Genomic DNA, 23,784 nt, shown 5'->3' on the forward strand with positions numbered 1-23,784 from the left:
GCGGGGAGCAAAGACCATGACACGGCGCGCCGACCTGCCCCGGACACGCGCGGAGTTTCTCGCCGCCACCGGCGTGCTGCTGGTAGTGCGCGAAACCCCACCCGCGCCCCCACCCGCCAAGGGCCAGCCCACAGCCGTAGCGGGAAACCCCATCGAAGGCGACGAGATCCTGCTCGCGGTATGGGACGACGGCAGCGCCTCGGCGCTCAACGGCCACGTCGACCTGGGCACCGGCATACAGACCGCGCTCGCGCAGATCGTGGCGGAAGAACTCGACCTGGGCATGCCCTGCGTGCGCATGATGCTCGGCGACACCGCGCGCGCGCCCAACCAGGGCGCGACCATCGCAAGCGCCTCGATCCAGATCCATTCGCAGCCGCTGCGCCTGGCTGCCGCGCAGGCGCGCGCATGGCTGCTGGCGCGCGCCGCCGAGCGCCTTGGCACGGCCGCCGACGCACTGCAGATTCGCAATGGCATGGTGCGCGTGATCGAAGAGACCGACCGCCGGGTGACCTATGCCGACCTGTTGGCAGGGCAGCGTACCGTGCTACGGCTCGACCCCGGTGCGCAGCCCAAGCACCCGGCCGACTACCGCGTCGTCGGCACGCGCCAGCCGCGCGTGGACATTCCCGCCAAGCTCGCGGGCGAAAGCATCTTCGTGCACGACATGCGCGTGCCGGGCATGCTGCATGGCCGCGTGGTGCGTCCGCCGTACGCCGGCGCGGACCACGGCGACTTCATCGGCAACACGCTCGAGTCGGTCGACGAATCGTCCATTGCGCACATACCGGGCATTCGCGCGGTAGTCGTGATCCGCGATTTCGTCGGCATCGTGGCCGAGCGCGAAGAGCACGCGGAGCAGGCACTGCGCGAACTGCGCGTGGCGTGGAAGCCGTGGCCCGGCATGCCGGACCTCTCCAACCTGGCGCAGGCCTTGCGCGACAACCCGTCGACGCAGCGCCTGCTGGTGGACGAAGGCGATGTCGATGGCGCACTTGCCGCCGCCGCGCAGCCGATGCACCGCACCTATGTGTGGCCCTACCAGATGCATGCGTCCATCGGCCCTTCGTGCGCGCTGGCCGACTGGCAACCGCGGGATGGCAGCGGCACGCAGCTTCGCGTATGGGCCGGTTCGCAGAACCCGCATGTGCTGCGCGCCGATCTCGCCAGGCTCATGGGCGTCGACGACGTGCAGGTCGACGTGATTCGCATGGAAGCCGCGGGCTGCTATGGCCGCAACGGTGCCGACGACGTGGCCGCCGATGCGGCGCTGCTCGCGCGTGCAGTGGGCGCCCCCGTGCGCGTGCAGCTCACGCGCGAACAGGAGCATGCCTGGGAGCCCAAGGGCGCCGCGCAGCTCATGGAAGTGGATGGCGGCCTGATGGCCGACGGCCGCATCGCCGCCTACGACTTCGAGACCTCGTACCCATCGAACGGCGCGCCGACGCTCGCGCTGCTGCTCACGCGCACCATCGAGCCGGTGGCGCAAGCCTTCGAAATGGGCGACCGAACGGCACGCCCGCCCTACGGCTACGACAACCTGCGCGTGAGGGTCAACGACATGGCACCGATCGTGCGGGCCTCGTGGCTGCGCGGCGTGTCGGCGCTGCCGAGTTCGTTCGCGCACGAGTCGTACATCGACGAGCTTGCCACCGCGGCGGGCGTCGACCCGGTGCAATTTCGCCTGCGCCACCTGAACGATCCGCGTGCCGTCGAGCTGGTGCAGGCCACCGCGCAGAAGGCCGGCTGGCGCATGCGCACCGGCCCGCAGGAAAACGCCGACGGCGGGCTCGGCGCGGGGGTGACATTCTCTTTGGTCAGGGCTTTGCCTACGCACGCTACATCCACAGCAAGTGGCCCGGCTTCGGCGCCGCATGGGCTGCATGGGTGGCCGATGTCGAGGTCAATCGCAAGACCGGCGAAGTGCATGTGCGCCGCGTGGTGGTGGGGCACGACGCGGGGCTGATGATCAACCCCGCGGGCGTCGAGCACCAGGTGCATGGCAATGTGATCCAGACCACCAGCCGCGCATTGAAGGAAGAGGTGCAGTTCGCACCGCCGCAGCAAGGCGAAGGCTCTAACGGTGGCTCGCAGCTGCCGGGCGTGTTGCCCACCGGCGTGGTCGCAAGCCGCGAGTGGGGTAGCTACCCGATCATCAACTTCCGCGAAGTGCCGGTGATCGAGATCATGCACATGCCGCGGCCCGGCGAGCCTTCGCTGGGTGCGGGCGAATCGTCTTCGGTGCCGGGGACTGCGGCGATCGCGAATGCGATTTTCGATGCGACGGGGGTGAGGTTTCGCGAGCCGCCGTTCACGCCGGAGAAGGTGCTGGCTGCGTTGAATCGGGAGTTTCTCCCTCCCCAGCTGGGGAGGGCGGGGGTGGGGGCGAGCGGCGTTCAAGTGGTGACGCTGCCGTGCCCCCATCCCAACCTTCCCCGGAAGGGGAAGGAGCAATGCAGCCTGGCCCCAACGCAAGGGCCTCTTCGCCACCGGCGCGGCCCTCTTCATCGGCGGCATCGGGCTCATCGCCGGCCTGCTCGGCTGGCGCTCCGCCATCGCCCCCGTTTCGCTCAGCGCCCCGGTCTACAGCGAAGCCACCATCGAACGCGGCCGCGTGCTCGCCGCGCTCGGCGATTGCGCCGTGTGCCACACCGCACCGGGCGGCGTGCCCAACGCAGGCGGCCGCGCGATGGAAACGCCGTTCGGCACGCTCTACACCACCAACCTCACGCCCGATGCCGACACAGGCCTGGGCCGCTGGTCGTTCAGCGCCTTCCAGCGCGCGATGCGCGAAGGCGTCTCTCGCGACGGCCACCACCTGTACCCGGCCTTTCCGTACACGGCGTTCGCCAAGACCAGCGACGACGACCTGCAGGCGCTCTACGCGTACTTCATGTCCATGCCGGCCATGCGCGCCGAAACGCCGAAGGCCGAGTTGAAGTTCCCGTTCAGCATGCGGCCGTTGATGGCCGGCTGGAACGCGCTCTTTCATGACCCGGCGCCGCTGCAGCCGGTGGCCACGCAAAGCGCGGAGTGGAACCGCGGCGCCTACCTGGTCAACGGCCTGGGCCACTGCGGCGCCTGCCACACGCCGCGCAACGCACTCGGTGCGGAGCAGGGCGGCAGTGCATTCCTTTCGGGCGCGATGATCGACGGCTGGGAAGCCCCCGCGCTCACAAGCCTTTCGAAATCGGCCGTGCCGTGGGACGCCGACGAGCTCTACCGCTACCTGCGCCAGGGCCACACGCAGCGCCATGGCATGGCGGGCGGCCCCATGGCGGAGGTGGTGCGCGAACTGGCGCAGGTGCCCGATGCCGACGTGCGCGCCATGGCCACCTACCTTGCGTCGTTCAACCCGGCGCCCTTGGCGCAACCGCAGGCCGCCGCGCAGCAAATCGTCGACACCGCGGCGCGCACGCAAGGCCAGTTGCTCGGCCCGGCGCAGCGCATGTTCGTCAGCGCCTGCGCGTCGTGCCACCACGATGGCGACGGCCCGACGCTGCTCGGCGTGAACACGCCGCTTGCGCTGAACAGCAACCTCACGAGCACGCGGCCCGACAACTTGCTGCGCACCATTCTCGACGGCGTGCGCGAACCCGCGAGCCGCGACATCGGCTTCATGCCGGCGTTTCGCGACGCGCTCGACGACCGTCAGATTGCCGAACTTGCCGGCTACATGCGCGCACGCTTCGCACCGCAGGAGCCGGCGTGGACCGACCTGCAGGCGCAGGTGGCGCGCGTGCGGGCCGCATCGGGGCGATGACGCCGCCGGACGCGGACCAGGCCTTCCTCACCGCGCCGATGCCGCCTCGGCAATCAGCTTTGCCACCGCATCGGGATGCGACGTCATCACGACATGCGACGCACCCTTGACCACGACGGTCTTCACTGACTTCGCGCGCTCGGCCATGAAGGCCAGGGCCGCGGGCGGAATGTTCTTGTCGCCGCTGCCGTAGACAGACCACGAGGGCACCGACTTCCACGCCGGTGCCTCGGAAGAAGGCTCGTTCAGTGCCGCCTCGGCAATGGGGCGTTGCCCCACGGCCATCAGGCGCGCTTTGCCAACGGGCACGTCGGCCGCGAACTGCGCGGGAAACTTGTCCTGCTGGATGTACAGGTCCTTGCCGCCGTCGGGCAGCGGCACCGGTGGCGCGAGCGTCGGGCCGAGCGTGCTGCCCGGAAATTTTCCGGTGAGGCCGAGCGCCGTCTCGCCCGCATCAGGCGCGAACGCCGCGACGAAGACCAGCGCCTTCACATTGGTCTTTCCGCTGGCGGCCGCCGAGATGACCGATCCGCCATACGAATGGCCGACGAGAACGACGGGCCCTTTGATCGAATCGACCACGCTCGCGACGGCCGCTGCATCGAACTTGGGGCCACGCAGCGGGTTCGCAGCGGCAATTGCCGGGTAGTGCCGCGCCTGCAGGCCGCGCACTACGCCGTCCCAACTGGACGAATCGGCGAACGCCCCATGCACGAGCACCACCGTGGGCTTTGCCTGCTGCTGCGCGCTCGCGGCCGGCTGCGCAAGGGACTGAAGTGGCACGAGTACGACCAGGCCTGCAGCGCCGGCGATCAGGGCCATGCCGATGCGGCGGGAGAACTTTGTCATGACGATTTTTTCCTTGTTCGACGTTGAATAAAAGGTCGGCTGGATAGCCGGCCGCGTCGAGTCTAGGAGCGCATGCAGCCCGGCAGGCGTTCTCTGTATGCCTGTGTGTCTACGGAGGGATTTGCGACATTACCTTGCGAACGAGTGGCGCATCACTCCTCGCCCGGTTGCGGCGGTTTGAAATTTATTGTTGGCAAAACCGGCGTGGATACAGAGGCATACGAAAGCCACTCGCACCGCGACCTCAGCGCCGAACAATCGCTTTCATCAGTTGGGAGATGCGCATCGATCCGGCTGACAAACCCTCTTCCAGATTGCCATCACCTACCCCTGAAAGGAATTTCAAATGACCGCTTCGCTCCAGCTGCCCCGCCGCTCTTTTCTTGCCAAGGCCGCGTTCGGCATGGCCGCCGTGCAGCTGACTTCGATGGTGCCCGCTTTCGCCCAGTCCACGGCCGCGGGCAGCGCCAGGCGGCTCGAGCCACTCAAGAGCATCGAAGCCGGCAGCCTCAACATCGGCTACTACGAAGCCGGGCCGGCCAACGGAGCGCCGGTGATCCTGCTGCACGGTTGGCCTTACGACATCCACATGTTCGTGGACGTTGCACCGCAGCTTGCCGCCGCGGGCTTCCGTGTGATCGTGCCGTATCTGCGCGGCTACGGCACCACGCGCTTTCTCTCGGCGGACACACCGCGCAACGGGCAGCAATCGGTCGTCGCCGTCGACATCATTGCGCTGATGGACGCCGTGAAGATCAAGACCGCCACGGTGGCGGGTTGCGACTGGGGCGCGCGCACGGCGTGCATCATGGCCGCGCTGTGGCCGGAGCGTGTGAAGGCGCTGGTGTCGGTGAGCGGCTATCTCATCGGCAGCCAGGCGGCCGGCAAGAACCCGCTGCCGCCCGAGGCCGAGCTGCAGTGGTGGTACCAGTACTACTTTGCAACCGAGCGCGGCCGCGCGGGCTACGAGAAGAACCGCCACGACTTCGCCAAGCTCATCTGGCAGCTTGCATCGCCGAAGTGGAACTTCGATGCGGCCACGTTCGAGCGCAGCGCCGTGGCGTTCGAGAACCCCGACCACGTGGCGATCACCGTCCACAACTACCGCTGGCGCCTTGGCCTGGCCGATGGCGAGGCCAAGTACCAAGCGCTCGAGGACCGGCTGGCCAAGGCACCGGTGATCGGCGTGCCGACAATCACACTCGAAGGCGATGCCAACGGCGCGCCGCATCCGCAGCCGAGCGCCTATGCGAGCAAGTTCTCGGGCCGCTACGAGCATCGGCTGGTCAGCGGCGGCATCGGCCACAACCTGCCGCAGGAAGCGCCCGAAGCCTTTGCCAAGGCCGTGATCGACGCGGCGCGCGGGTGAAGGAGCGGACCCCATGTGGAGCATCGACCGCGCATACATCGACGGCGCCTTCGTGCCCGTGCAGGGCAGCGAGCGGTTGGAGATCGCCAACCCGGCAACCGAGCAAACCATCGGCACCGTGACGCTCGCGAACCGCGAGGATGCGAAGCGCGCGATTGCCGCCGCGAACCGCGCGCAGCCCGTGCTTGCGGCCAGCACCAAGGCGCAGCGCATCGAGATGCTCAGGCAGCTCGAAGCCGCCGTGCTGGCGCGCACGGATCAGATCCGCGATGCCACCATCGAGGAGTACGGTGGCCCGCTCGCCCGTGCGCAGTGGGTGAGCAACTACGCGTCGCAGTGCTTTGCCACTACGGCGCAGGCGCTGCGCGACTACGCCTTCGAGCGCCGCCTGGGCGAGGCCATCGTGGTGATGGAGCCGGTCGGCGTTGCCGGCCTCATCGCACCCTGGAACGCCGCCGCCGGAAGCATCTGCAGCAAGCTGGCATCGGCCGTTGCCGCGGGCTGCGCCTCGGTCATCAAGCCGAGCGAGCTGGGCCCGTTGCAGGCGCAGGTCGTCACCGAGGCGCTGCATGACGCGGGCTTGCCGGCCGGCGTCTTCAACGTGCTGCTCGGGCGCGGCAACGACGTGGGCGACGAGATTTCCACCAGCCCGGACATCGCGAAAATCTCGTTCACCGGGTCCACGCAGACCGGAAAGCTGATTGCGCGCGCGGGGGTAGACACCATGAAGCGCGTGAGCCTCGCGCTTTCGGGCAAGTCGGCCACCGTAGTGCTCGACGACGCCGACCTGGCGGCGGTGCTGCCCATGGCGCTGAATGCCGCTTTCATGAACAACGGACAGGCTTGCGTGGCCGGCACCCGTCTGCTGGTTCCGCACGTGCACATGGCCGAGGCCATCGAACACTTGCAGGCAGCCGTGGCCGCCATGCGCGTGGGCGACCCGCGCGACCCTGCCACGGCCATCGGGCCGCTCGCGAGCAAGGCGCAGTTCGAGCGCGTGCAGCATTTCATTCGCCGCGGGCTCGCGCAGGGCGCAATGCTCGTGGCCGGCGGCGAAGGCCGCCCGAACGGCCTTGGCAGAGGCTGGTTCGTGCAGCCCACCGTGTTTGCCGGTGTGCACAACCACATGGACATCGCGCGCCAGGAGATCTTCGGCCCGGTGCTCTCGGTGATCGGCTATGGCGACGACGACGAAGCCATTGCCATCGCGAACGACTCCGCATACGGCTTGCAGGCGTACGTGTTCTCGTCGCAGCCGGAGCGCGCTCTGCGCGTGGCTTCGCAACTGCGCGCCGGCACCGTGCTGGTCAACCGCATCGTCCCCGAGTTGAGCGCACCGTTCGGCGGCGTCAAGCAGTCGGGCATCGGCAGGGAGTTTGGCGTCTTTGGCATGGAGGCCTTCCTGGAGCCCAAGACCATTGCCGCCGCAAACAACCTTGCTTGAAAAAATGAAAGGACGATGAAAGCAATGGGGCAGTTTCATCGCCTTCCGCACGACCGCCTTCGTGGTCTTCGTCTGTGCCAGCCGGCTGGTGATCGAAGGCAGGAATAGCTGGCAGTCGCGCTCCGATCAACTTGAGCAGATGAGGGTGGCCACGTCGAATCTTGCGCGGTCCATGTCGCAGCAGGCAGACGACGCGATCAAGAAGGCCGACACGGTGCTGGTTGGCGTGGTCGAGCGCTCGTGACCCCCGGCTCACTTTCTAGAGACAATAAACCCGCTCGAAACCGACCATGAGGGGATCAAGATGTCAGCCGACGATTGGTGGAAGTGCGGAATCGTCTATCAGGTCTATCCGCGTTCGTTCCAGGACAGCAACGGCGATGGCGTCGGAGACTTGGGGGAATTCGCGCCCGGCTGGATCATCTGGTCTCGCTCGGCGTGGATGCGGTCTGGATCTCGCCGATCTATCCCTCGCCGATGGCTGACTTCGGGTACGACATCTCCGATTTTTGCGACGTCGATCCGCGCTTCGGCACGCTGGAGGGCTTCGATGCGCTGGTGCAGGAGGCGCACGCGAGCGAGCTCAAGATCATCCTGGACTTCGTGCCCAACCACACCTCGGACCGCCATCCGTGGTTCGTGCAGAGCCGCAGCGCACGCAGCGATCCGCGGCGCGACTGGTACATCTGGCGCGACCCGGCGCCGGGCGGCGGGCCGCCCAACAACTGGCTCAGCAATTTCGGCGGCCCGGCCTGGACCTTCGATCCGGCCACCGGCCAGTACTACGCCCATTCGTTCCTGAAGGAGCAGCCCGACCTCAATTGGCGCAACCCCGAAGTGCGAGCCGCGATGTACGACGTGCTGCGCTTCTGGCTTCGGCGCGGCGTCGATGGATTCCGCGTCGACGTGCTCTCTCAAATCATCAAGGACGCGGAGTTCCGCGACAACCCGCCGAATCCGGACTTCGTGGAGGGCCAAGACCCGTTCTTTCGCTGGTTGATGCTCTACAACACGGACCTGCCGGAGGTGCAGCCCATCGTGGCCGAGATGCGCCGGGTGGTCGACGCGTTCAGCGACACACGCTCGTCGCGCGTGCTGATTGGCGAGCTCTACCTGCCGCTCACGCGGCTGGTCGCCTACTACGGACTCAACGCCGAAGGTGTGCTCGAAGGCGTGCAGCTGCCCTTCAACTTTCAGCTGATTGCGACCGAGTGGCAGGCGGCGCGCATCGACCGCTTCGTGCGCGACTACGAAGCCGCCCTGCCCGCGGGTGCCCAGCCGAACTGGGTGCTGGGCAACCACGACAGATCCCGCATTGCGAGCCGCGTCGGGCCACAGATGGCGCGGCTCGCGGCCATGCTGCTGCTCACGCTGCGCGGCACGCCAACGCTCTACTACGGCGACGAGATCGGCATGACGGACGTTCCCATTCCCGCCGATGAAGTGCAGGACCCGTTCGAGAAGAACAAGCCCGGCATGGGCCTGGGCCGCGACCCGGAGCGAACACCCATGCAGTGGAGCGCCGAAGAGCACGCGGGCTTCACGACCGGTACGCCGTGGCTGCGCCTGGCGTCCGATTGGCCCACGAACAATGTGGAAGCGCAATCACGCGACGCAGGGTCGATGCTGACGCTCTACCGCCGCCTCATTGCGTTGCGCCGCAGGCAGCCTGCGCTGAACCGGGGCAACTATGAAGCGCTTGACACCGAGGGCGAGGTGCTCGCCTATGCGCGCAACGGCGAAGGACAGCGGCTGGTGGTGCTGCTCAACTTCGGCGCCAGCCCGGCGCCGATCTCGCCGGCGTTGATGCCGCGCCAGCCGATCGTGCTGGCATCGACCGATCCTGCGCGCGCCGAGTTCATCCAGGGGCCTCTGGTGCTGGCGCCTTGCGAAGGCGTCGTTATCGGCACCGCGAGCGACAAGGGCCCCGACGCACGATGGGCAATCAAGGCTTGCCGGTCTATATCTCGACGTAGCTGCGCGCGTGCCAACGCACGCGCACGGGCCAATTCGCGTCGGCGATGGTTTCCGAATTCACGTCCTTGCCGCTGCCGTAGTTGACCTGCCGGTCGGCGCGCCTGTTGAGGCCAATCAGCAGCACGATGCGGCTGCCTGCCGCCAGCCTGCACGCCGTCACGCGTTCGGCGGTGAACGCAAGCAGCTGACGTTCGCCAGCCCGCAGAAGCCTGCGGCGCACGCGATTGGCTGCGTAGCTGGCGCGGAAGTCGTAGGGATCGAACAGCAGCCGGTATTCGCCGCTTGCCGTCTGCTCGTACACCGAGACGTTGAAGTCCACGTCCTGGCGCGAGGGCGTGATGTCGAACACGCCGCGCAGGCTACCGACGATCTCGGTGTCCTCCAGGAGCGGATCACTGGCAAAGCTGATACTGTTGCGCGTCGGCAGTTGGTTTGCGCGCAGCGCGTCCGGCCACGGGATGCGCACGTCACGCCGATCGGCCAGATCGATCGAAAGCCGCGCGTTGCCACCGCCTTCGGACGCCGTCGGCAACAGGCGGCGCGGTTCGTCGCGCTCGCGGGTGTCGAGGTAAAGGCGTAGCGGGGTGCGCTTCGGCGCGTCCAGCGCCGGCACATGGCGCCACTGGTCCGCGCCCATCACCTGGTAGTTGACGCGGTCCATCAGCAGAGAAGGCCTGTTCGCGCCCTTCAGGATGTGGTCGAACCATTGCAAGCGCAGCTCGGGCAGGTCGACGCGTGCGGCGGGGTCCAGCGTGTAGCCACGCAGCATCGGCGCCGTGCCGAGCCGGATCGAGGCCGCGTCGTAGGGGCCGAGCAGCAGCGTCGTGTCGGCCTGCGGCCGGTTGCGAAGATGCTCTTGGTGGAAGTAGAGCGCGCCGGCGTCGGCGCCGTAGTAGCCGGCAAAGCTGAGCACCGGGATGTCGATGCGCGCAAACTGCTGCGCCGACGGCAGGAACTTCTGCCAGTAGCGATCGTGGCTGGGGTGCGTCAGCCAGGTGCGGATCAGCCTGCTGCGCTTGCCGATAAGGACGCGGTCGATGTCCCAGTAAGGGCGATTGCCTCGATACCACCGCGCGTCGAGTGCCTGCCATGTCGCGTCCGGGTTGGCGTCTGGGCCGGCCCGCAGCGGCTCGGCATTCGCATGCTCCTGTGCCCAGCGGACCATGGCGTTGCGAAAGATTTGCCCGGCCTTCGGAAAGTCGATGCCCGGCGCCATCGGCGCGATGGTGGCGATGGCCTTGAGGGCGGCCGGTCTCAAGCGGGCGGCGGCCCAGGCGGCGTAGCCGGAGTAGCCGTCGCCGAGCATGCAGACGCGGCCGTCGCTCCACGGCTGCTGGGCAATCCAGTCGATGACGGCGGCGGCGTCTTCGCCGTCGCGGATGAACGGCCACACGGCGCCCGTGCCGTCGGGCATGCGTCCGCGCACGTACGCCGTGACGCCGACGTAGCCCTTGACGGCGCTGCGATGGGCGTCGTCCTCGGCAGGATCGAGCGTGAAGCGCAGCAGCGTCGGCAGAGCATCGCTCGTGCGGCCGGGCCGAACCAGGCTCGCGAAGATGACACCGCCGCGCACCGGAATCCTGAGGTCGGTCTCCGCCACGTAGCGGGCGCGGTTTTCCGCCGCGAGCAATTCGGGCAGCAGCGCAGCGAAGCTGCGGCGCGACTGGTACGAATGCCAGGTTCGCACGAGCGCCAGCGCATCGGCCTGCGGGAGGCTGCCCTTCGCGCGCCACAGATCGAAAGCTTGGCGCAGCGGCTCTCTGTACACGGCCGCCGGGATCTCGAGCCGCGCCATGATGGCCTGGGCTTGCGCGTTGTCGAGCGGCGACACCAGTTCCTGAAACGCGCGCGCGAAGGCTTCGGCAAAGCCGAGACGCGCGTCCGCTTCGAGTGCGCGCGCACGCGCATAGATACCGTCGAGGATCGCACGCTGGACCAGGTCGTCGAACGGCTTGCCTTTGCGGCGGCTGCGAAGTGACGCGCTGCTGTCGGAGGCTGCACGATAGGCACCGCTGACGATCTGCAGGGCGGCCAGGTTGGCCAGAAAGACGTCGGTGTCCGCCTCCTGGTACACAGGCAGGATGCGCTGGGCCAGGTCGCGCATCAGGTCCGCCGCGGTGGCATCCTCAGGATCGCGCGGTGGCCGGAAGCCGAAATCCGCGGCCCAGGCCCACGCGGGCAGCGCAGGAATCAGCCGCATGAGGGCGCGACGCGCACGACTGAAGGTCGACTCGGGGCGTCTCATGGTAGCTGCTCCTCGGGCACGGCGTTGGGTGCCTTGACCAGATGCACCACCTGCGTGAACAGCCGGTCGTGCGCTTGTCCGGCCGAGCCTATGTGGACAACGCCCGTGTGCGTGAGCTTGCCCAGAACATCGATGATGAGTTCGAGCGTGTCGTCGTCGAACGCGCCGAAGGCTTCGTCCATCACCAGCCAGGGCGGTGCCTGCAGCGCCACCCGGGCGAAGCCCAGGCGCAACTGCTCGTCCATGCTGAGCTCACGTTCCCAGCGAGCTGTCTTGTTCAGCAAGGGTTCCAGGCGCTGGAGGCCCACACTCGCCAGTGCGGCCACCATGGCTTCTCTGGGGTAGCTCGACGGTTCCATCGCATACGACAGCACCTCGGCCAGCGTGCCGCGGGGAATGTAGGGCGTGCCGCGCGGCATGTAGTGGATCGCTTCGCCGGCAGGCCGGCGTACGGTGCCGGAGCCCCAGGGCCAAAGGCCCGCGAGCGCCCGGAACAGCAAGGTCTTCTCGGTGCCCGGTGTGCCGAGTATCAAGACGCGTTGGCCGCGGTGCACAACGAGCTCCGGGGCGTCCAGCCGGTCGTGGCCGCTCCAGGAGCGAACCTCGAGCGATTCGATCGCGAGCGCCTCGGCTTCGCCCTCCTCATAGGCGATGCGGCTGCCGCCTGCCTGTGCCTCCAGATCGGACGCCAGCATCCGGCGCAGGTCGGCGACTCGCAGCAGCGTGGCGCGCCAGTCGGCAATGATGCTGAAGTTGTCGACAAACCAGCGCAGCGACGACTGAGCCTGCGTGAAGGCCGCGGCGGCCATCATCAGGCCACCGAACGAAACCTTTCCGGAGAAGTAGAGGGGTGCGGCCACCAGCGTCGGCGCGATGATGGTGACCCAGCCGAAGCCTGCGGTGACCCAGGTCAGGTTGGTCAGGCCGAGCACCACGCGAGAGGTAGCGCGCAAGACGTCACCGAAATGCATGGCGACGCGGCGCTTCTCGTCGGCCTCGCCGCCCGCCAGGGAGATGCCGTCGAGATGCTCGTTGATGCGCGTCAGCGAAAAGCGCAGTTCGCCTTCACGCGCGTAGCGCTCGGCGTTGCGCGCGATCAGGCCGTTGCCGACCCAGTAAGTGACCAGCGACCCGGCGATCGCATAAGCGATGGCCGCCCACAGCATGAAGCCCGGCAGCACGTGGTCCCTGCCATCGAAAAAGAGACTGAAGTCCTTGGAGAGGACCCACAGCACACTCGCAAAGCTGCCGAACAGCATCGCTGCCTGCAACAGACCTACGCCGAGGGCGACCGACAGATCGCACAGCTTCAGCGTGTCGTCGTGCATGCGCTGGTCGGGGTGGGCCCCCATCGGTCCGCTGGCCTGGAGCCAGAACGCACGGCGGGGCTGCAGCCACAGCCCTACCAGGTCCTTGACCACGGCCTCGCGCAGCTTCAGTTGCAAGGTTTCGCCCAGCCATCTCTGCGCGACATTCAAGACCAGCAGCACACCCGCAATGATCGCGAAGACGCCGACCTGCACCACGAATTCGTTCAGGTCGCGACGCGAGATTGCATCGTAGAACGGCTTGTTCCAGCTGTTGAGCTCGATCTGCCCATACGCCGTGAGCGCGACGACCACGACGATCGCGGCCATCAGCGCGACAAGCGTCCTCGCGACCGGGGACACGCGCAAGGCGCCGAGCAGCTCGCTGACCTGGCGGAAGAAGCCGGTCCTTGCGGCCGGCTCGACGCGGTTCTCCGGCCTCGCGCTCATTGCCTACTGCGACGCCTCGCAGGCAGCGGCCGCGATGCGACGCGCCGAGACGCACGAAATGAACGCGGCGTGGCTCCATGCCAGTTGCTTCGCAGAGGTCTGCGCGCCGCTGCGTTGGTCGAACTGTTCCGACAGATCGCCGCCGGCGGGCGTGTACGCGCGCACGGTGGCGAGGTAGGCGTCACCGCGCCCCATCCACTCGTTCCAATGGCGTGCATCGCCGCCCATCGCCGCCGCGGCGCGGAAACAGAACTCGGCGGCGCCGAGGGTCGAGAAGTAGTACGCGCCGCCCGAGTAGTACACGTCGCCGCCGTAGCGACCCATTGCCGCACCGCGGCCTGCGCCCCGGCCATGGTTGATCGGATAGGCCGCATCGAACAGCGCGTCCAGGCGCACCAGCGTGTCCTGCATGCGCGGGTCGGACGGTCCGTGTGCGTCCCCGGTGCCGGAGCTGTGGATCGCCGACAGGATCACCGCGATGTCCAGCGCCTTCGGACCGGGCCGCCCATCCACCAGTGCGCGTGAGCGGTAGTAGCCGTGCGCCGCGCCGTCCCGTTCATCGACCCAGTAGTCGTCGAGCAGCCGCAGCACGGCCTGCGACTCATCCCGGCAGCGCTGCGCCAGCGCCGTGTCGCCCAAGCCCTCCAGCCATGCCGCGCCTTCGGTCAACGCGGCCCCTGCAACGCGCAGTGTGTAGTAGTGGTGGCCGAGTTCTTCCTCCCAGATGTCGTATGACGGCTCGCGCCAATAACGCAGCGTGAAGTCGAGATCGAAGCGGATCAGCTTGGAAACCTCCGCCAGCAGCGGCGCGTCGAGGTGCCCGCCGGCTGCCCAGCGCAGCAGGGCCAGCGCGCGCAGCGGCGCGCCGTCATGCTGGGGGCGATTCCATCGGCAGACGTCGAGCGTGCCGTCGGGGTTCACCCGTGTCTCGGCGGTCACCAGGTCGCCGAAAGCTTTCGCAAGGTCATGGTCCTCGCGCAGGTACTGCAGGAGCTCGGGGGCCACGCACGCGCTGCGGTCCTCCACCGCGGCAGCCGCGCGGCCGTCGAGCCGGTTCAAGTCGAGGCTGAAGCGAGTGAAGTCGCGCAGGTGCTGCAGGGCTTCATCGCCGACGCGCCCTTCGGCGTAGAGCAGGCGCAGTGCATCGATGACGACCGCGGAATCGCGGAACCAATGAAAGAAGTAGTCGGGGTCCGGGTTGTAGTCGGCGAGGATGGGCGAGGCGACGATGGCGCCGGCAAGCGGGCGTATGGTCTGGCCGAAGCCCGGGCGATGCTTGACGATCGACACCGGCGAGATGCTGGTCAGCATCGCCGCCGCCGAATGGCGCAGCTGTGTTTCGAGCCAGGACTCGAAAGCCGGGTCTTGCAGGCTCGACGCCCTGGACTTCATGCTTCCGGCGGCACGAGATGCGGGCTGCTGAAGTCCAGGCGCCGCAGCCCGGCCTGCACTTCAGGCACGCTCATGAACAGTTTCCACAAAAGGCCCGTGCGATGGTTCTCCATCATCACGACGATCGGCCCCTGGTCGATCGCAAGATAGGTGTCTGCGAACCATCCTCGCTGCTCGCAGAACGCATCGACGAAGCCGTAGTCTCTCCACACCCGCTCGCCATGCGCGGTGAGGAAATGCCGCAGCACCCGCATGACCTCGGCCGGCGCGTACGGCAGGCTGGCCAGTGCGGCCGTCGGCGAGATGGTGCCGTTGTCGTTGTTCGGATCGTGCGCAAGGTAGCCGTCGGGGTCGTCGCTCGCGGTCAGTCCCCAGCACGATTCGCCGTAGCCCGCATAGCCCCGAGGATTGGCAACGCAGTGGGCGCGGTTGATCTGCACGTGGCGGCTGTTCAGATCCCAGTAGTCGGCATAGCGATCCTTCAGGCCGCGTGGATCGAGGCCGCAGAACGAGTAGTGCGCAAAGAACAGCGGGCCGGCGTTCGGCGGGCCCAGCGGCAGTTCGATGCCGTGATACGAGTGGCCGTTGAGGAAGTCGGGGCCGGAGGCGTAGCCGCGGTGGTAGACCTTCGGATCGATCGCATGGCGTGGCGCGGCCGCCGCCAGAAAGTAGGTGATGAGGCACTCGTTCCAGCCGTGCACCTGATGGTTCATGGCCCAGCCGTGGTTAGGGCTCCAGTGCCAATACAGCACATCCTGTCCGCCCTGGGTAAACCAGTTCCATTCGACCTCGTGCCACAGCGTGTCGATGTCATCGCGCAACCGGCGCGCCATGGCCGTGTCCTCGCTGAAATACTGGCGCGCACACAGCAGGCCCATGCAAAGGAACGAGGTTTCGACGAGATCGCCCGCGTCGTCCTTGGGGCTCATCGGGATCGTCGCGCCACTCGCCCCGTCCATGAAGTGCGGGAAGGCGCCGTGGTAGCGCTTGGCGCGCAAGAGCGCGTCCCGCATGCGCCCCAGGCGCTCCAGCGCTGCGTCCCGCGTGACCCAGCCGCGCTCCACCGCGACGATCAAGGCCATGATGCCGAAGCCCGTGCCGCCGATTGCGACCCTCTCGTCCGCCAGGTCTTCGCCCGTGGCGCCGACGAGCGTGCGGCGGTCGAGCGCCAAGCCACTGGCGGCATCCGCACCGTCCCAGAAATAGCGGAAGGTCTGCCTCTGCACGGCGTCGATCAAGGCTTCATCGGGCAGGGCTGCCAGTGCCCTCGGGTTCCTGTCATCCTTCAGCACGAACGGCTCCTTTCGTTGTCGTCTCGGTAACACGTTTGGTTTCACCGAATTGTCGGCAGCGCAACGCGGCCGAGCACTCTCCGCCCGCAGCATGCCATCATTAAGGCCCCTGGGTTCTATTCGAAATCCCTGATGAGCCGCATCGACACCCTCATGGCCCGGATGACGCTAGCCGAAAAGCTGGGTCAACTGACGATGACTGCCTCCAGCTACACGGTCACCGGGCCGGTGCTCGCGGGAGACTCCACGCAGTCCATCATCGACGGCACCGTCGGCAATCTGCTGAACATGGTCGGCGCCGGTCCCACGCACGAAATGCAGCGGCTGGCCGTCGAGAAGTCACGGCTTGGCATTCCACTGCTGATCGGCCTGGACATCATTCACGGCCATCGCACGCTCTTCCCGATTCCGCTTGCCGAGGCCGGCACCTTCGACGAAGACCTCTGGGAGCGAACGGCGCGCGAGGCCGCGCGCGAAGGCGCTGCCGACGGCCTGGCGATGACTTTCGCGCCGATGCTCGACGTATCGCGCGATCCACGCTGGGGCCGGACCGCGGAAGGACCCGGCGAAGACCCCTGGCTGAACGCACGCATCGCACAGGCGAAGGTGCGCGGCTTCCAGGGGGCCGACCTGTCATCGGCCGAATCGCTGGCCGCTTGCGCCAAGCATTTCGTCGCGTACGGCGCAGTCAACGCGGGGCGGGAGTACGCCGCCGTGGACATCTCGGAGCGCACCTTGCGCGAGGTGCATCTGCCGGGCTTCGCAGCAGCGGTGCGCGCCGGCGTTGCGACGCTGATGCCCGCCTTCACCGATCTCAACGGCGTGCCGATGACGGCGCACATCCCCTTGCTGCGCGACTGGCTGCGCGGCGAGATGGGCTGGGACGGCGTCATCGTCAGCGACTACAACGCGATCGCGGAATTGATCAAGCACGGCGTCGCGGCCGATCTCGTCGATGCCGCGGTACTGGCGCTGAAGGCCGGCGTCGACATCGACATGATGGCCGACGCGTATCGCAAGGGCCTGCCGATCGCGCTCGAGCAGGGACGGGTGACCATCGAAGAGATCGACGCGAGTGTGCGCCGCGTGTTGCGGCTCAAGGAGCAGCTCGGCCTGTTCGACGACCCCTACCGCCGCGGCGCGACACCGGAGCCTGCGGCGGTTGTCGCCGAGCGGCACACGCTGTCGCGAGACGCTGGCCGCAAGGCCATCGTCATGCTGAAGAACGAGCGGGACACTCTCCCCTTGCTTGCTGCACCGAAGGCACTGTGCGTCATCGGTCCGCTGGCCGACGCAAGCACCGAGATGAAAGGCCCGTGGTGGGGTGCCGGCGAACACGAGCCGACCGTCAGCGTGCTTGCCGGCTTGCGGGCCGCGCTTCCGCACACCGACATTCGCCATGCACCCGGCGTCGCCATCGAAGGTGGTGACGACAGCGGCATCGAAGCTGCCATTGCGCTCTGCGACGGCGCCGACGCCATCCTGCTGTGCCTGGGCGAGCGTGCCACGATGAGCGGCGAGGCGGCGAGCCGCGCGACGCCCGCGCTTCCCGGCCTGCAACAGGCCCTGGCAGAAGCGGTAACGGCACGCGCACACGCGCTCGGCATACCCGTCATCGCGATCTTGTTCTCGGGCCGCCCGCTGGTCATCCCCTGGCTGGCCCAGCACGCCGATGCGCTCCTGGCTGCGTGGTTCATCGGCATCGAAGCCGGCCATGCGATCGCCGACGTGGTCACGGGCCGGGCGTCGCCTGGCGGTCGCACGCCGATGAGCTGGCCGCGTGCCGTCGGGCAGGTGCCTATCTACTTTGGCCAGCGTCCCACCGGCCGGCCGATCAACCCTGCCGACTACTTCACGAGCAAGTACCAGGACGTCGAAAACACGCCGCTGTATGCCTTCGGCCACGGCTTGACCTACGGCCGGTTTATCTACGAAGAGCTTCAGGCCGAGCCGCGCCGCGTGTGCGAGCAGGACACGCTGAAGATCAGCGTCAAACTGCGCAACGTTGGCGCGCGCGAGGCTGAAGAAACAGTCTTCCTGTTCATTCGTGGCAAGCGAAGCCGTGTCACGCGGCCGTTGCTGGAACTCAAGGGCTACGCGAAGCTGCGATTGATGCCTGGGGTTGCCGGCTCGGTGAACCTGGAACTGCCGGCGGCCGAGTTGCGCTACCTCGGGCCGGACCTGCAGCCCTTGTTCGAGGCAGGCGAGGTCGAGATCTTTGTCGGGCCGAGTGCTGAGGAATCAGGGTTGCTGCGCCAGATCATCGAGGTGTGCTGAAGCACTGCGGATTTCGTCGACGATGTCGGCGAAGGTGAACGGCGGCAGCCAGTCTGAAGCGGTCGTTTGGCTCCTGCGCCAAAAGACCGATTCTGGCCGAATGTAGCCTCACGACACAGGTGCGCTCTTGAGACCTTCAAGACGCTCAGGGCGCCAAGCGACGACACCCTCCGTGCGAGCCCTTATTTCGGGTGGAGCCAAGCAGGTGGCGACTGCCTCGTAGCCGGGAGCGCCCGGGTATGGTGCGACCCAAGTCGGCGGGCTGTGATTGGCAGGGCAAAGGATGATGGCCTCGTCAGCCCCAACGGCGGCCAAGTCCAGGAACGCACAGGAGCGCGTGAGCAGGAAAAGCGGGCGTTTATCAGCTCTGCGGCGACGCAGATGAGTGATCATGGCTTTTTGTGTCGCCGGATCCAGCCCTTGCTCCACCATGTCGACGATCAGGATGGCCGGACCTTCAGCTTCCAGTCCAGCAACCAAAGCAATCAAAGCGTCCGACACGGTAGCGCCGTCCTCGGCGAGCCAACCCAGGGTCTGATTGACCCGCAATCTGAGGGTTGGGTCAGCGTCCACCCGCGCGGAGGCGCGGTCGTCCCCAACTCGCCGCTCGAGGTCCAGGAATGTCGCAGCCGGCAGGACTTCGGCCAGCCTCAACGCCAGCCGAGTCTTACCGCTGCCCAAAGGGCCGACGATGTAATTCAATGGCCGCATCTCACGCAAGTTGAATAGCTCGCCGCCCCAAGGCCACGGAAGTTCGAATCCAATGCTGAGCTCAGTGGCCGAATCCCCTAAGCGCGTCAGCTCTTCGACCGTCGGTTTCTGGCCTCGCTCGAGATTGGCGCGCAAGCTTCGCACTCTCTCGATGGTGCCTGCGAGCTGACGAATGTCAGCTTCAAGCACAGATTGATGGGCGGCGAGGATGGGCTCCAAATCCTCGGCCTCTCCCTTCAACACCCGCGCCACCTGCGCAAGGCTGAGACCGAGCGCGCGCAGGGCAACGATCTCAGTGCCGCGCTGCATTTCCGCCGGGCCATAGGATCGCCATCCGGCCGCATTGCGGACTGGGACAACAAGGCCGCGTTGCTCGTACAGCCGCAGGGCCTTCGCAGAGACGCCCAGCCGTGCAGCAGCTTGTGCAGGACTCAGAAAGCGAACGGACGAGTTCAAGAATCACCTTATGGTTTGAACGAAGACCTGTATTTGTAAAGGCGGCCGCTGGGGCCAGGTCAAGTGAATCCCCGGTCCGGGTGACTGAAGTGTGGATCAGTGCGCATCTGGCTTGGCGGGCGCGGTTCCCGATGCGCCTTCATCCACCTGCGCCTGGATGACCGCGAACGTCTGAGGCGGACTCACCGAGCGAGAGATGGACCGTCCGACGACGATGTGGCTCGCACCCCAACGGACCGCGTCGAAAGGCGTAGCCACTCGTGCCTGGTCATTCTTTGCATCGGTTTTCAGTTGCGTGCCAGGGGCAACGATGAGCATTTCCGCCGGGAGGAGGCCACGGAGCAGCAGCGCCTCCTGGGCTGAAGCGACCACCCCGTGGCAGCCGGCCGCAGTCGCCAGCTTGGCGAGTCGAACGACTTGCTCTGGGACCGTAGAGTTCAAGCCCAGTTCCGTGAGGTCCTCGTCTCGCAAGCTCGTGATGACTGTCAGTGCCAGCACATTCAATTTGGGGTATGGGCGAGCGGCTTCCACTGCGGCCCGCAGCACAGCAGAGCCTCCAGATGCATGAACGGAGACCATCGACGCCCCCAAAGCGCCGGCCGCCGCGACTGCACCGGCCACCGACGCGGGTATTTCGTGGAGCTTCAAGTCGAGAAAGATTTGCTTGTCGCGTGAGATCAGCGTTCGGACCACGGTCGGACCCGCCGCGGTCAGCAGTTGAAGGCCGACCTTGTAGAACTGTGCCGATGGTCCAAGTTGCTCCACCAACTCTAGTGCTTCGCTGGCGGAGTCGAAGTCAAGCGACACGATGACGGTGTTCTTTTGTGGCATCGCCGTGTGCAAAGTGAAGGACGCGCGTGAGGCTACGTCGTTTCTGATCCCTCAGGAAGGCGCGGTGGGAAGCGCCAGAGTGGCAGTCGCGCGCCAAGAGCGAAAGCACAGAACACGACAGTCGCGATGGCACCGATTGCGAGGGTGGTGTCGATAAACGCTTCGAAGCGATGCGCGCGGCCCCATTCGTTTGAAGGATATGCGGCTTTCAAGGCCCCAAGAGCGAGCGCCGACATGACCCCAGCTGCGGCCATTAGCGCAACTGTCGCTGCACCCACGCGAGCAAGGCCAACGGAGATGGGCATCACAACAAACGACGCTAACGGCAGCACAAAGATGAGAGACAAGATGAACACGTACTCGGCTCTTTCCATGCTGCCTCCGCCGGGGAGAACCACGAGCACTGATAGCACGAAACTCGCAGCGATGACCGCGCAGTAGCCCTGAGCGATCAACCGCAGCCCCAATCGCTGGAACGACCGCTTGGCGATGACGCGAACGAAGGCAGTCGGCAGCCCAAGGATCGCGAGAAGGAGCCCCACCCCAAGAGGCGAGCTGAGATAGTGGAAGGCGAAGTCGGGCGCCATGGTAAAGGAGCTATTGTTTGCAGGTTTCTACTATCTAATTTGAGCTCGCCGGGCTATGTCCGGTGCTGGCCTCAATCGGCTATTAAGGTCTGCCTTCCGCTGATGGGAGCCGCGCGTTGGATACGCTCAAAGAGCTGCGCCATGCTGATGGAAACGGGGAACGGTTCAATTCGATAGCGTTCACAAACGCGCTCCACAACCCACTTGTCCCAGAACGCCCGCTGCGCTTCGTCGTCCAACTCTCCCAAGCTATCTTGAGTGTCCAGGCCGCAGCCACTGAAATCGGACAATGTCGATTCGTCCGTCATCAATGCCCAAGGCAGGCCGAAAACCTCCCGCACGAACTCGTTCGCCAGTTCCTTGAACGCGTCGATTCTTTCGCGGGCAGCATAGGTAAGAGGTTTTTCGCTCATCCGTAGATTCTGCCGGCTCCGCCCCGGGGCAGGTCCCCCAGGTTCGCATGCCTCACTTCCTGCACGATGGGCGAACGACAGCGCATGGCCGTCAGCCCCCTTAACCGCAATAGCACGATGGGCCCGGCTCGAGATGCTGATGGAGTTCTTGTCGAGGTCCTTCGCATTCGCAAACGCATAGCCGTTGGCTTCGTGCACCGTACCGAAAACCAGACCTTCAAGCTTGGCTTGCGCGGCGAAGGCTGCCACGTCTTTCACGTGGAAACTGAGTTTTACGCCCACTTGCCCAAGCTTCACGGACTTGGCTGCCTGATGGATGAGCATGCCGGCGCCGCCGCCCGGATGCTTCAGCTCGATCAGGCCCTCGACGACCTCGCCATCTGTCACGAAACCAAAATGGCGGGCATAGAAAGCAGCCGCCTTTTGCATGTCCCTGGCGTAGATGATGACGGTTCCTAGCGGCGAATCCATACGTGCCTTTTCATGTGGATCGGACGCTCGACGTCCGGCTTTTTTTTGCCGACTGTGACCTCAGGGTTCGACACAAGAAATGCCTGCTGCAGCGGCAGGCACGAGAAGTCCCGCGCCGCACCAGCATGTTTTATGATCTCCCCGCGTGCAAGACGCGCCCGGGCCCGCGGGAAGGGTTGAACCCACTTGCCTCGATCTCCCATCCACGCCTTTTGTGCAGCCGACACTGCGGGTCATCGGCATCTGATGCACGGAGGTGTCCATGAAGCGCGTTCCCCCTCGTCCCGACATTGGCCAGCTGAAGAAGCAGGCCAAGGAATTGCTCACCCTTTATCGTCGTGAAGATGCCGCGGCGATGCAGCGATTCCGCGAATCTCTGCCTGCGGCTCGCGGCAAGGAGAACAAGGACCTGCTCGCCATGTCCTTGCGCCTGCACGACGCACAGTCGTGTCTGGCGCGGGAGCATGGCTTTCCCTCTTGGGCCGACCTGCAGCTCTTCGTCCATGCGCGCCGCGCGCTCGCCGACGATCCGAACCTGGCGGTGCGCCGATGGCTGTCCATGGTCTATGCCGGCGATGTCGCTGGCGGCAACAACGCCCACCGGCCCGCCGTGGCCGAACGGTTGCTCATCGAGAACCCCGCGCTGCCCGGCGACGATCCGTACCTGGCTTGTGCTGTCGGGGACGAGGCTGGCTTGCGTCGCGCGACATTGCAGGATCCCGCATGGGTCCACCGCGAAGGTGGGGCGCTGCGCCTGCCTCCGCTGGTGGCGGTCACCCATTCAGGACTCGCGAGCCGGCCGGGCTTTCGGGAGCGGTTGCGCAGTTGCGCAAGTTTCCTGCTGGCCGCCGGCGCGTCGCCCGGCCAGTCCGTCGGCAACCGTTGGCCTCCGGCTTCGCTCGAGGCGCCTTCGGCCACCGAGCGGCTGTCGGCGCTCTACGGCGCCGCGGGCAAGGCTTTCGATCCGGAGCTGACCCGGCTTCTGCTCGAGGCCGGTGCCGATCCGAACGACGGCGAGTCTCTCTATCACTCACTCGAAGCGCCCGCGTGCACCAAGCTGCTGCTCGATGCCGGCGCGCGGATTACCGGTTCGAACGCGATGTATCGCGCGCTCGATCTCGACGACGCCAGCGTATTGCAACTGCTGCTCGATCACGGTGGCGATCCCAACGAGCCACCGCTGGGTCCGCCGACATCCGATTGGGGATCGCCGCTGCTGTGGGCGATCCGCCGCCGCCGTTCGCCTGCTCATGTCCAAGCCCTGCTTGCGGCCGGCGCGAAGGCGGACGCGTGCACACCGGATGGCGTTCCGGCCCGCACACTGGCGCTTCGCTTCGGGCAAGCCGAGGTTGCCGCGCTCTTGGAGCGTGCAGGCGCGGACCGTGAGCCGCTTGCAGTGGCTGAAGCCTTTGTGGCTGCCTGCGCGAGCGGCGACACGGAAACAGCTCGCGCAATTCAGGAGGCCCATCCGGGCGTGATCGACGCTCTTGACGATGCCCGGCTGCGCATGCTTCCCGAACTCGCTGCGCAGGGGTGCGTTGCCGCGGTCAAGGCGATGGTGACGTGCGGTTGGCCGATCGAGATTCGCGGTGGCGACATCGACGCCTCAGCGCTCAACCACGCTGTTTTTCGTGGCGATGCGGCGCTCACGCACTTTCTGCTGGAGCATGGCGCCGATTGGCGGGCGCTGCACGGCTTCGGCGACAACGTTTGCGGCAGCCTGTCCTGGGCATCGCTCAACGAGCCGGTCGAAGGCGGCGACTGGGCCGGCTGCGCAAGGGCCTTGTGCGCACATGGTCTGCCACCTGCGCGGCCGGACCCGACCGGCTCGGACATCGTGCTGATCGGGGAGAAGCGCTATCGGTTCGCGGACGACGTCACGGATGCGCTGCTCGGCGCCGCTGCTTAGCGCTCTTGGCGATTGCCGCAGAAGCAAGTAGCCGTTCTCAC

At 66.6% G+C, this 23,784-nt stretch carries 14 protein-coding genes and 2 pseudogenes; 7 read left to right on the forward strand and 9 right to left on the reverse strand.

Annotated features, from left to right (window positions below):
• The first annotated feature begins 16 nt into the window (after window positions 1-16).
• Window positions 17-3,763, forward strand: a pseudogene (locus tag M0765_RS09570) (molybdopterin cofactor-binding domain-containing protein).
• 27 nt (window positions 3,764-3,790) lie between these two features.
• Here the strand turns inward: M0765_RS09570 and M0765_RS09575 are convergent.
• Window positions 3,791-4,612, reverse strand: coding sequence for an alpha/beta fold hydrolase (locus tag M0765_RS09575; protein WP_258503354.1), 822 nt, complete (start codon window positions 4,610-4,612; stop codon window positions 3,791-3,793).
• A 346-nt stretch (window positions 4,613-4,958) separates the two neighbouring features.
• On the opposite strand from M0765_RS09575, the gene M0765_RS09580 reads away from it, so the two are divergent.
• The 4 genes and pseudogenes from M0765_RS09580 to M0765_RS09595 form a co-directional block, all read left to right on the forward strand.
• Window positions 4,959-5,981 (forward strand): alpha/beta fold hydrolase, encoded by a 1,023-nt coding sequence (locus M0765_RS09580; RefSeq protein ID WP_258503355.1) that lies wholly within the window; start codon window positions 4,959-4,961, stop codon window positions 5,979-5,981.
• Between the two features lie 13 nt (window positions 5,982-5,994).
• Window positions 5,995-7,425, forward strand: coding sequence for an aldehyde dehydrogenase family protein (locus M0765_RS09585; protein ID WP_258503356.1), 1,431 nt, complete (start codon window positions 5,995-5,997; stop codon window positions 7,423-7,425).
• A 61-nt stretch (window positions 7,426-7,486) separates the two neighbouring features.
• Window positions 7,487-7,669 carry a hypothetical protein gene (locus M0765_RS09590; protein ID WP_258503357.1) on the forward strand — a complete coding sequence of 61 codons (183 nt, stop codon included), beginning with the start codon at window positions 7,487-7,489 and terminating at the stop codon, window positions 7,667-7,669.
• 60 nt (window positions 7,670-7,729) lie between these two features.
• Window positions 7,730-9,336, forward strand: a pseudogene (locus tag M0765_RS09595) (alpha-amylase family glycosyl hydrolase); the annotation flags it as partial.
• Window positions 9,337-9,385: 49 nt separating this feature from the next.
• Here M0765_RS09595 and M0765_RS09600 read toward each other — a convergent pair.
• The 4 genes from M0765_RS09600 to M0765_RS09615 are packed head-to-tail and all read right to left on the reverse strand — an operon-like array spanning window position 9,386 to window position 16,088.
• Window positions 9,386-11,647, reverse strand: a complete 2,262-nt coding sequence (locus M0765_RS09600) for a CocE/NonD family hydrolase (RefSeq protein WP_258503358.1) — start codon at window positions 11,645-11,647, stop codon at window positions 9,386-9,388.
• Window positions 11,644-13,404 carry an ABC transporter ATP-binding protein/permease gene (locus tag M0765_RS09605; protein ID WP_258503359.1) on the reverse strand — a complete coding sequence of 587 codons (1,761 nt, stop codon included), beginning with the start codon at window positions 13,402-13,404 and terminating at the stop codon, window positions 11,644-11,646. The genes M0765_RS09600 and M0765_RS09605 overlap by 4 nt, the downstream gene beginning before the upstream one ends.
• A gap of 3 nt (window positions 13,405-13,407) precedes the next feature.
• Window positions 13,408-14,796, reverse strand: a complete 1,389-nt coding sequence (locus tag M0765_RS09610) for a glycoside hydrolase family 15 protein (RefSeq protein WP_258503360.1) — start codon at window positions 14,794-14,796, stop codon at window positions 13,408-13,410.
• The gene (locus tag M0765_RS09615; protein WP_258503362.1) at window positions 14,793-16,088 is read right to left on the reverse strand and encodes a glucoamylase family protein; all 1,296 of its coding nucleotides are present in this window, start codon (window positions 16,086-16,088) and stop codon (window positions 14,793-14,795) included. Before M0765_RS09615 ends, M0765_RS09610 begins: the two co-directional genes overlap by 4 nt.
• A 132-nt stretch (window positions 16,089-16,220) precedes the next feature.
• Between M0765_RS09615 and M0765_RS09620 the strand changes: the two genes are divergently transcribed.
• Window positions 16,221-18,365: a glycoside hydrolase family 3 N-terminal domain-containing protein gene (locus M0765_RS09620; RefSeq protein ID WP_258503363.1), complete on the forward strand. Its 2,145-nt coding sequence runs from the start codon at window positions 16,221-16,223 to the stop codon at window positions 18,363-18,365.
• 108 nt (window positions 18,366-18,473) lie between these two features.
• Here the strand turns inward: M0765_RS09620 and M0765_RS09625 are convergent, their stop codons facing one another.
• From M0765_RS09625 to M0765_RS09640, 4 genes are all read right to left on the reverse strand, one after another.
• On the reverse strand, window positions 18,474-19,532 hold the full coding sequence (locus M0765_RS09625; protein WP_258503365.1) for a MerR family transcriptional regulator: 1,059 nt from the start codon (window positions 19,530-19,532) through the stop codon (window positions 18,474-18,476).
• Between the two features lie 96 nt (window positions 19,533-19,628).
• Complete coding sequence (gene pyrF / locus M0765_RS09630; RefSeq protein WP_258503366.1) at window positions 19,629-20,363, reverse strand: orotidine-5'-phosphate decarboxylase; 735 nt, start codon at window positions 20,361-20,363, stop codon at window positions 19,629-19,631.
• Window positions 20,364-20,395: 32 nt separating this feature from the next.
• On the reverse strand, window positions 20,396-20,950 hold the full coding sequence (locus M0765_RS09635; RefSeq protein WP_258503367.1) for a hypothetical protein: 555 nt from the start codon (window positions 20,948-20,950) through the stop codon (window positions 20,396-20,398).
• 71 nt (window positions 20,951-21,021) lie between these two features.
• Complete coding sequence (locus M0765_RS09640) at window positions 21,022-21,834, reverse strand: VOC family protein (protein ID WP_258503369.1); 813 nt, start codon at window positions 21,832-21,834, stop codon at window positions 21,022-21,024.
• Between the two features lie 262 nt (window positions 21,835-22,096).
• On the opposite strand from M0765_RS09640, the gene M0765_RS09645 reads away from it, so the two are divergent.
• On the forward strand, window positions 22,097-23,743 hold the full coding sequence (locus M0765_RS09645; RefSeq protein ID WP_258503370.1) for an ankyrin repeat domain-containing protein: 1,647 nt from the start codon (window positions 22,097-22,099) through the stop codon (window positions 23,741-23,743).
• The last annotated feature ends 41 nt before the right edge of the window (window positions 23,744-23,784 follow it).

The sequence above is a fragment of the Variovorax sp. S12S4 genome, from assembly GCF_023195515.1.
Taxonomy (GTDB): Bacteria; Pseudomonadota; Gammaproteobacteria; order Burkholderiales; family Burkholderiaceae_C; genus Variovorax.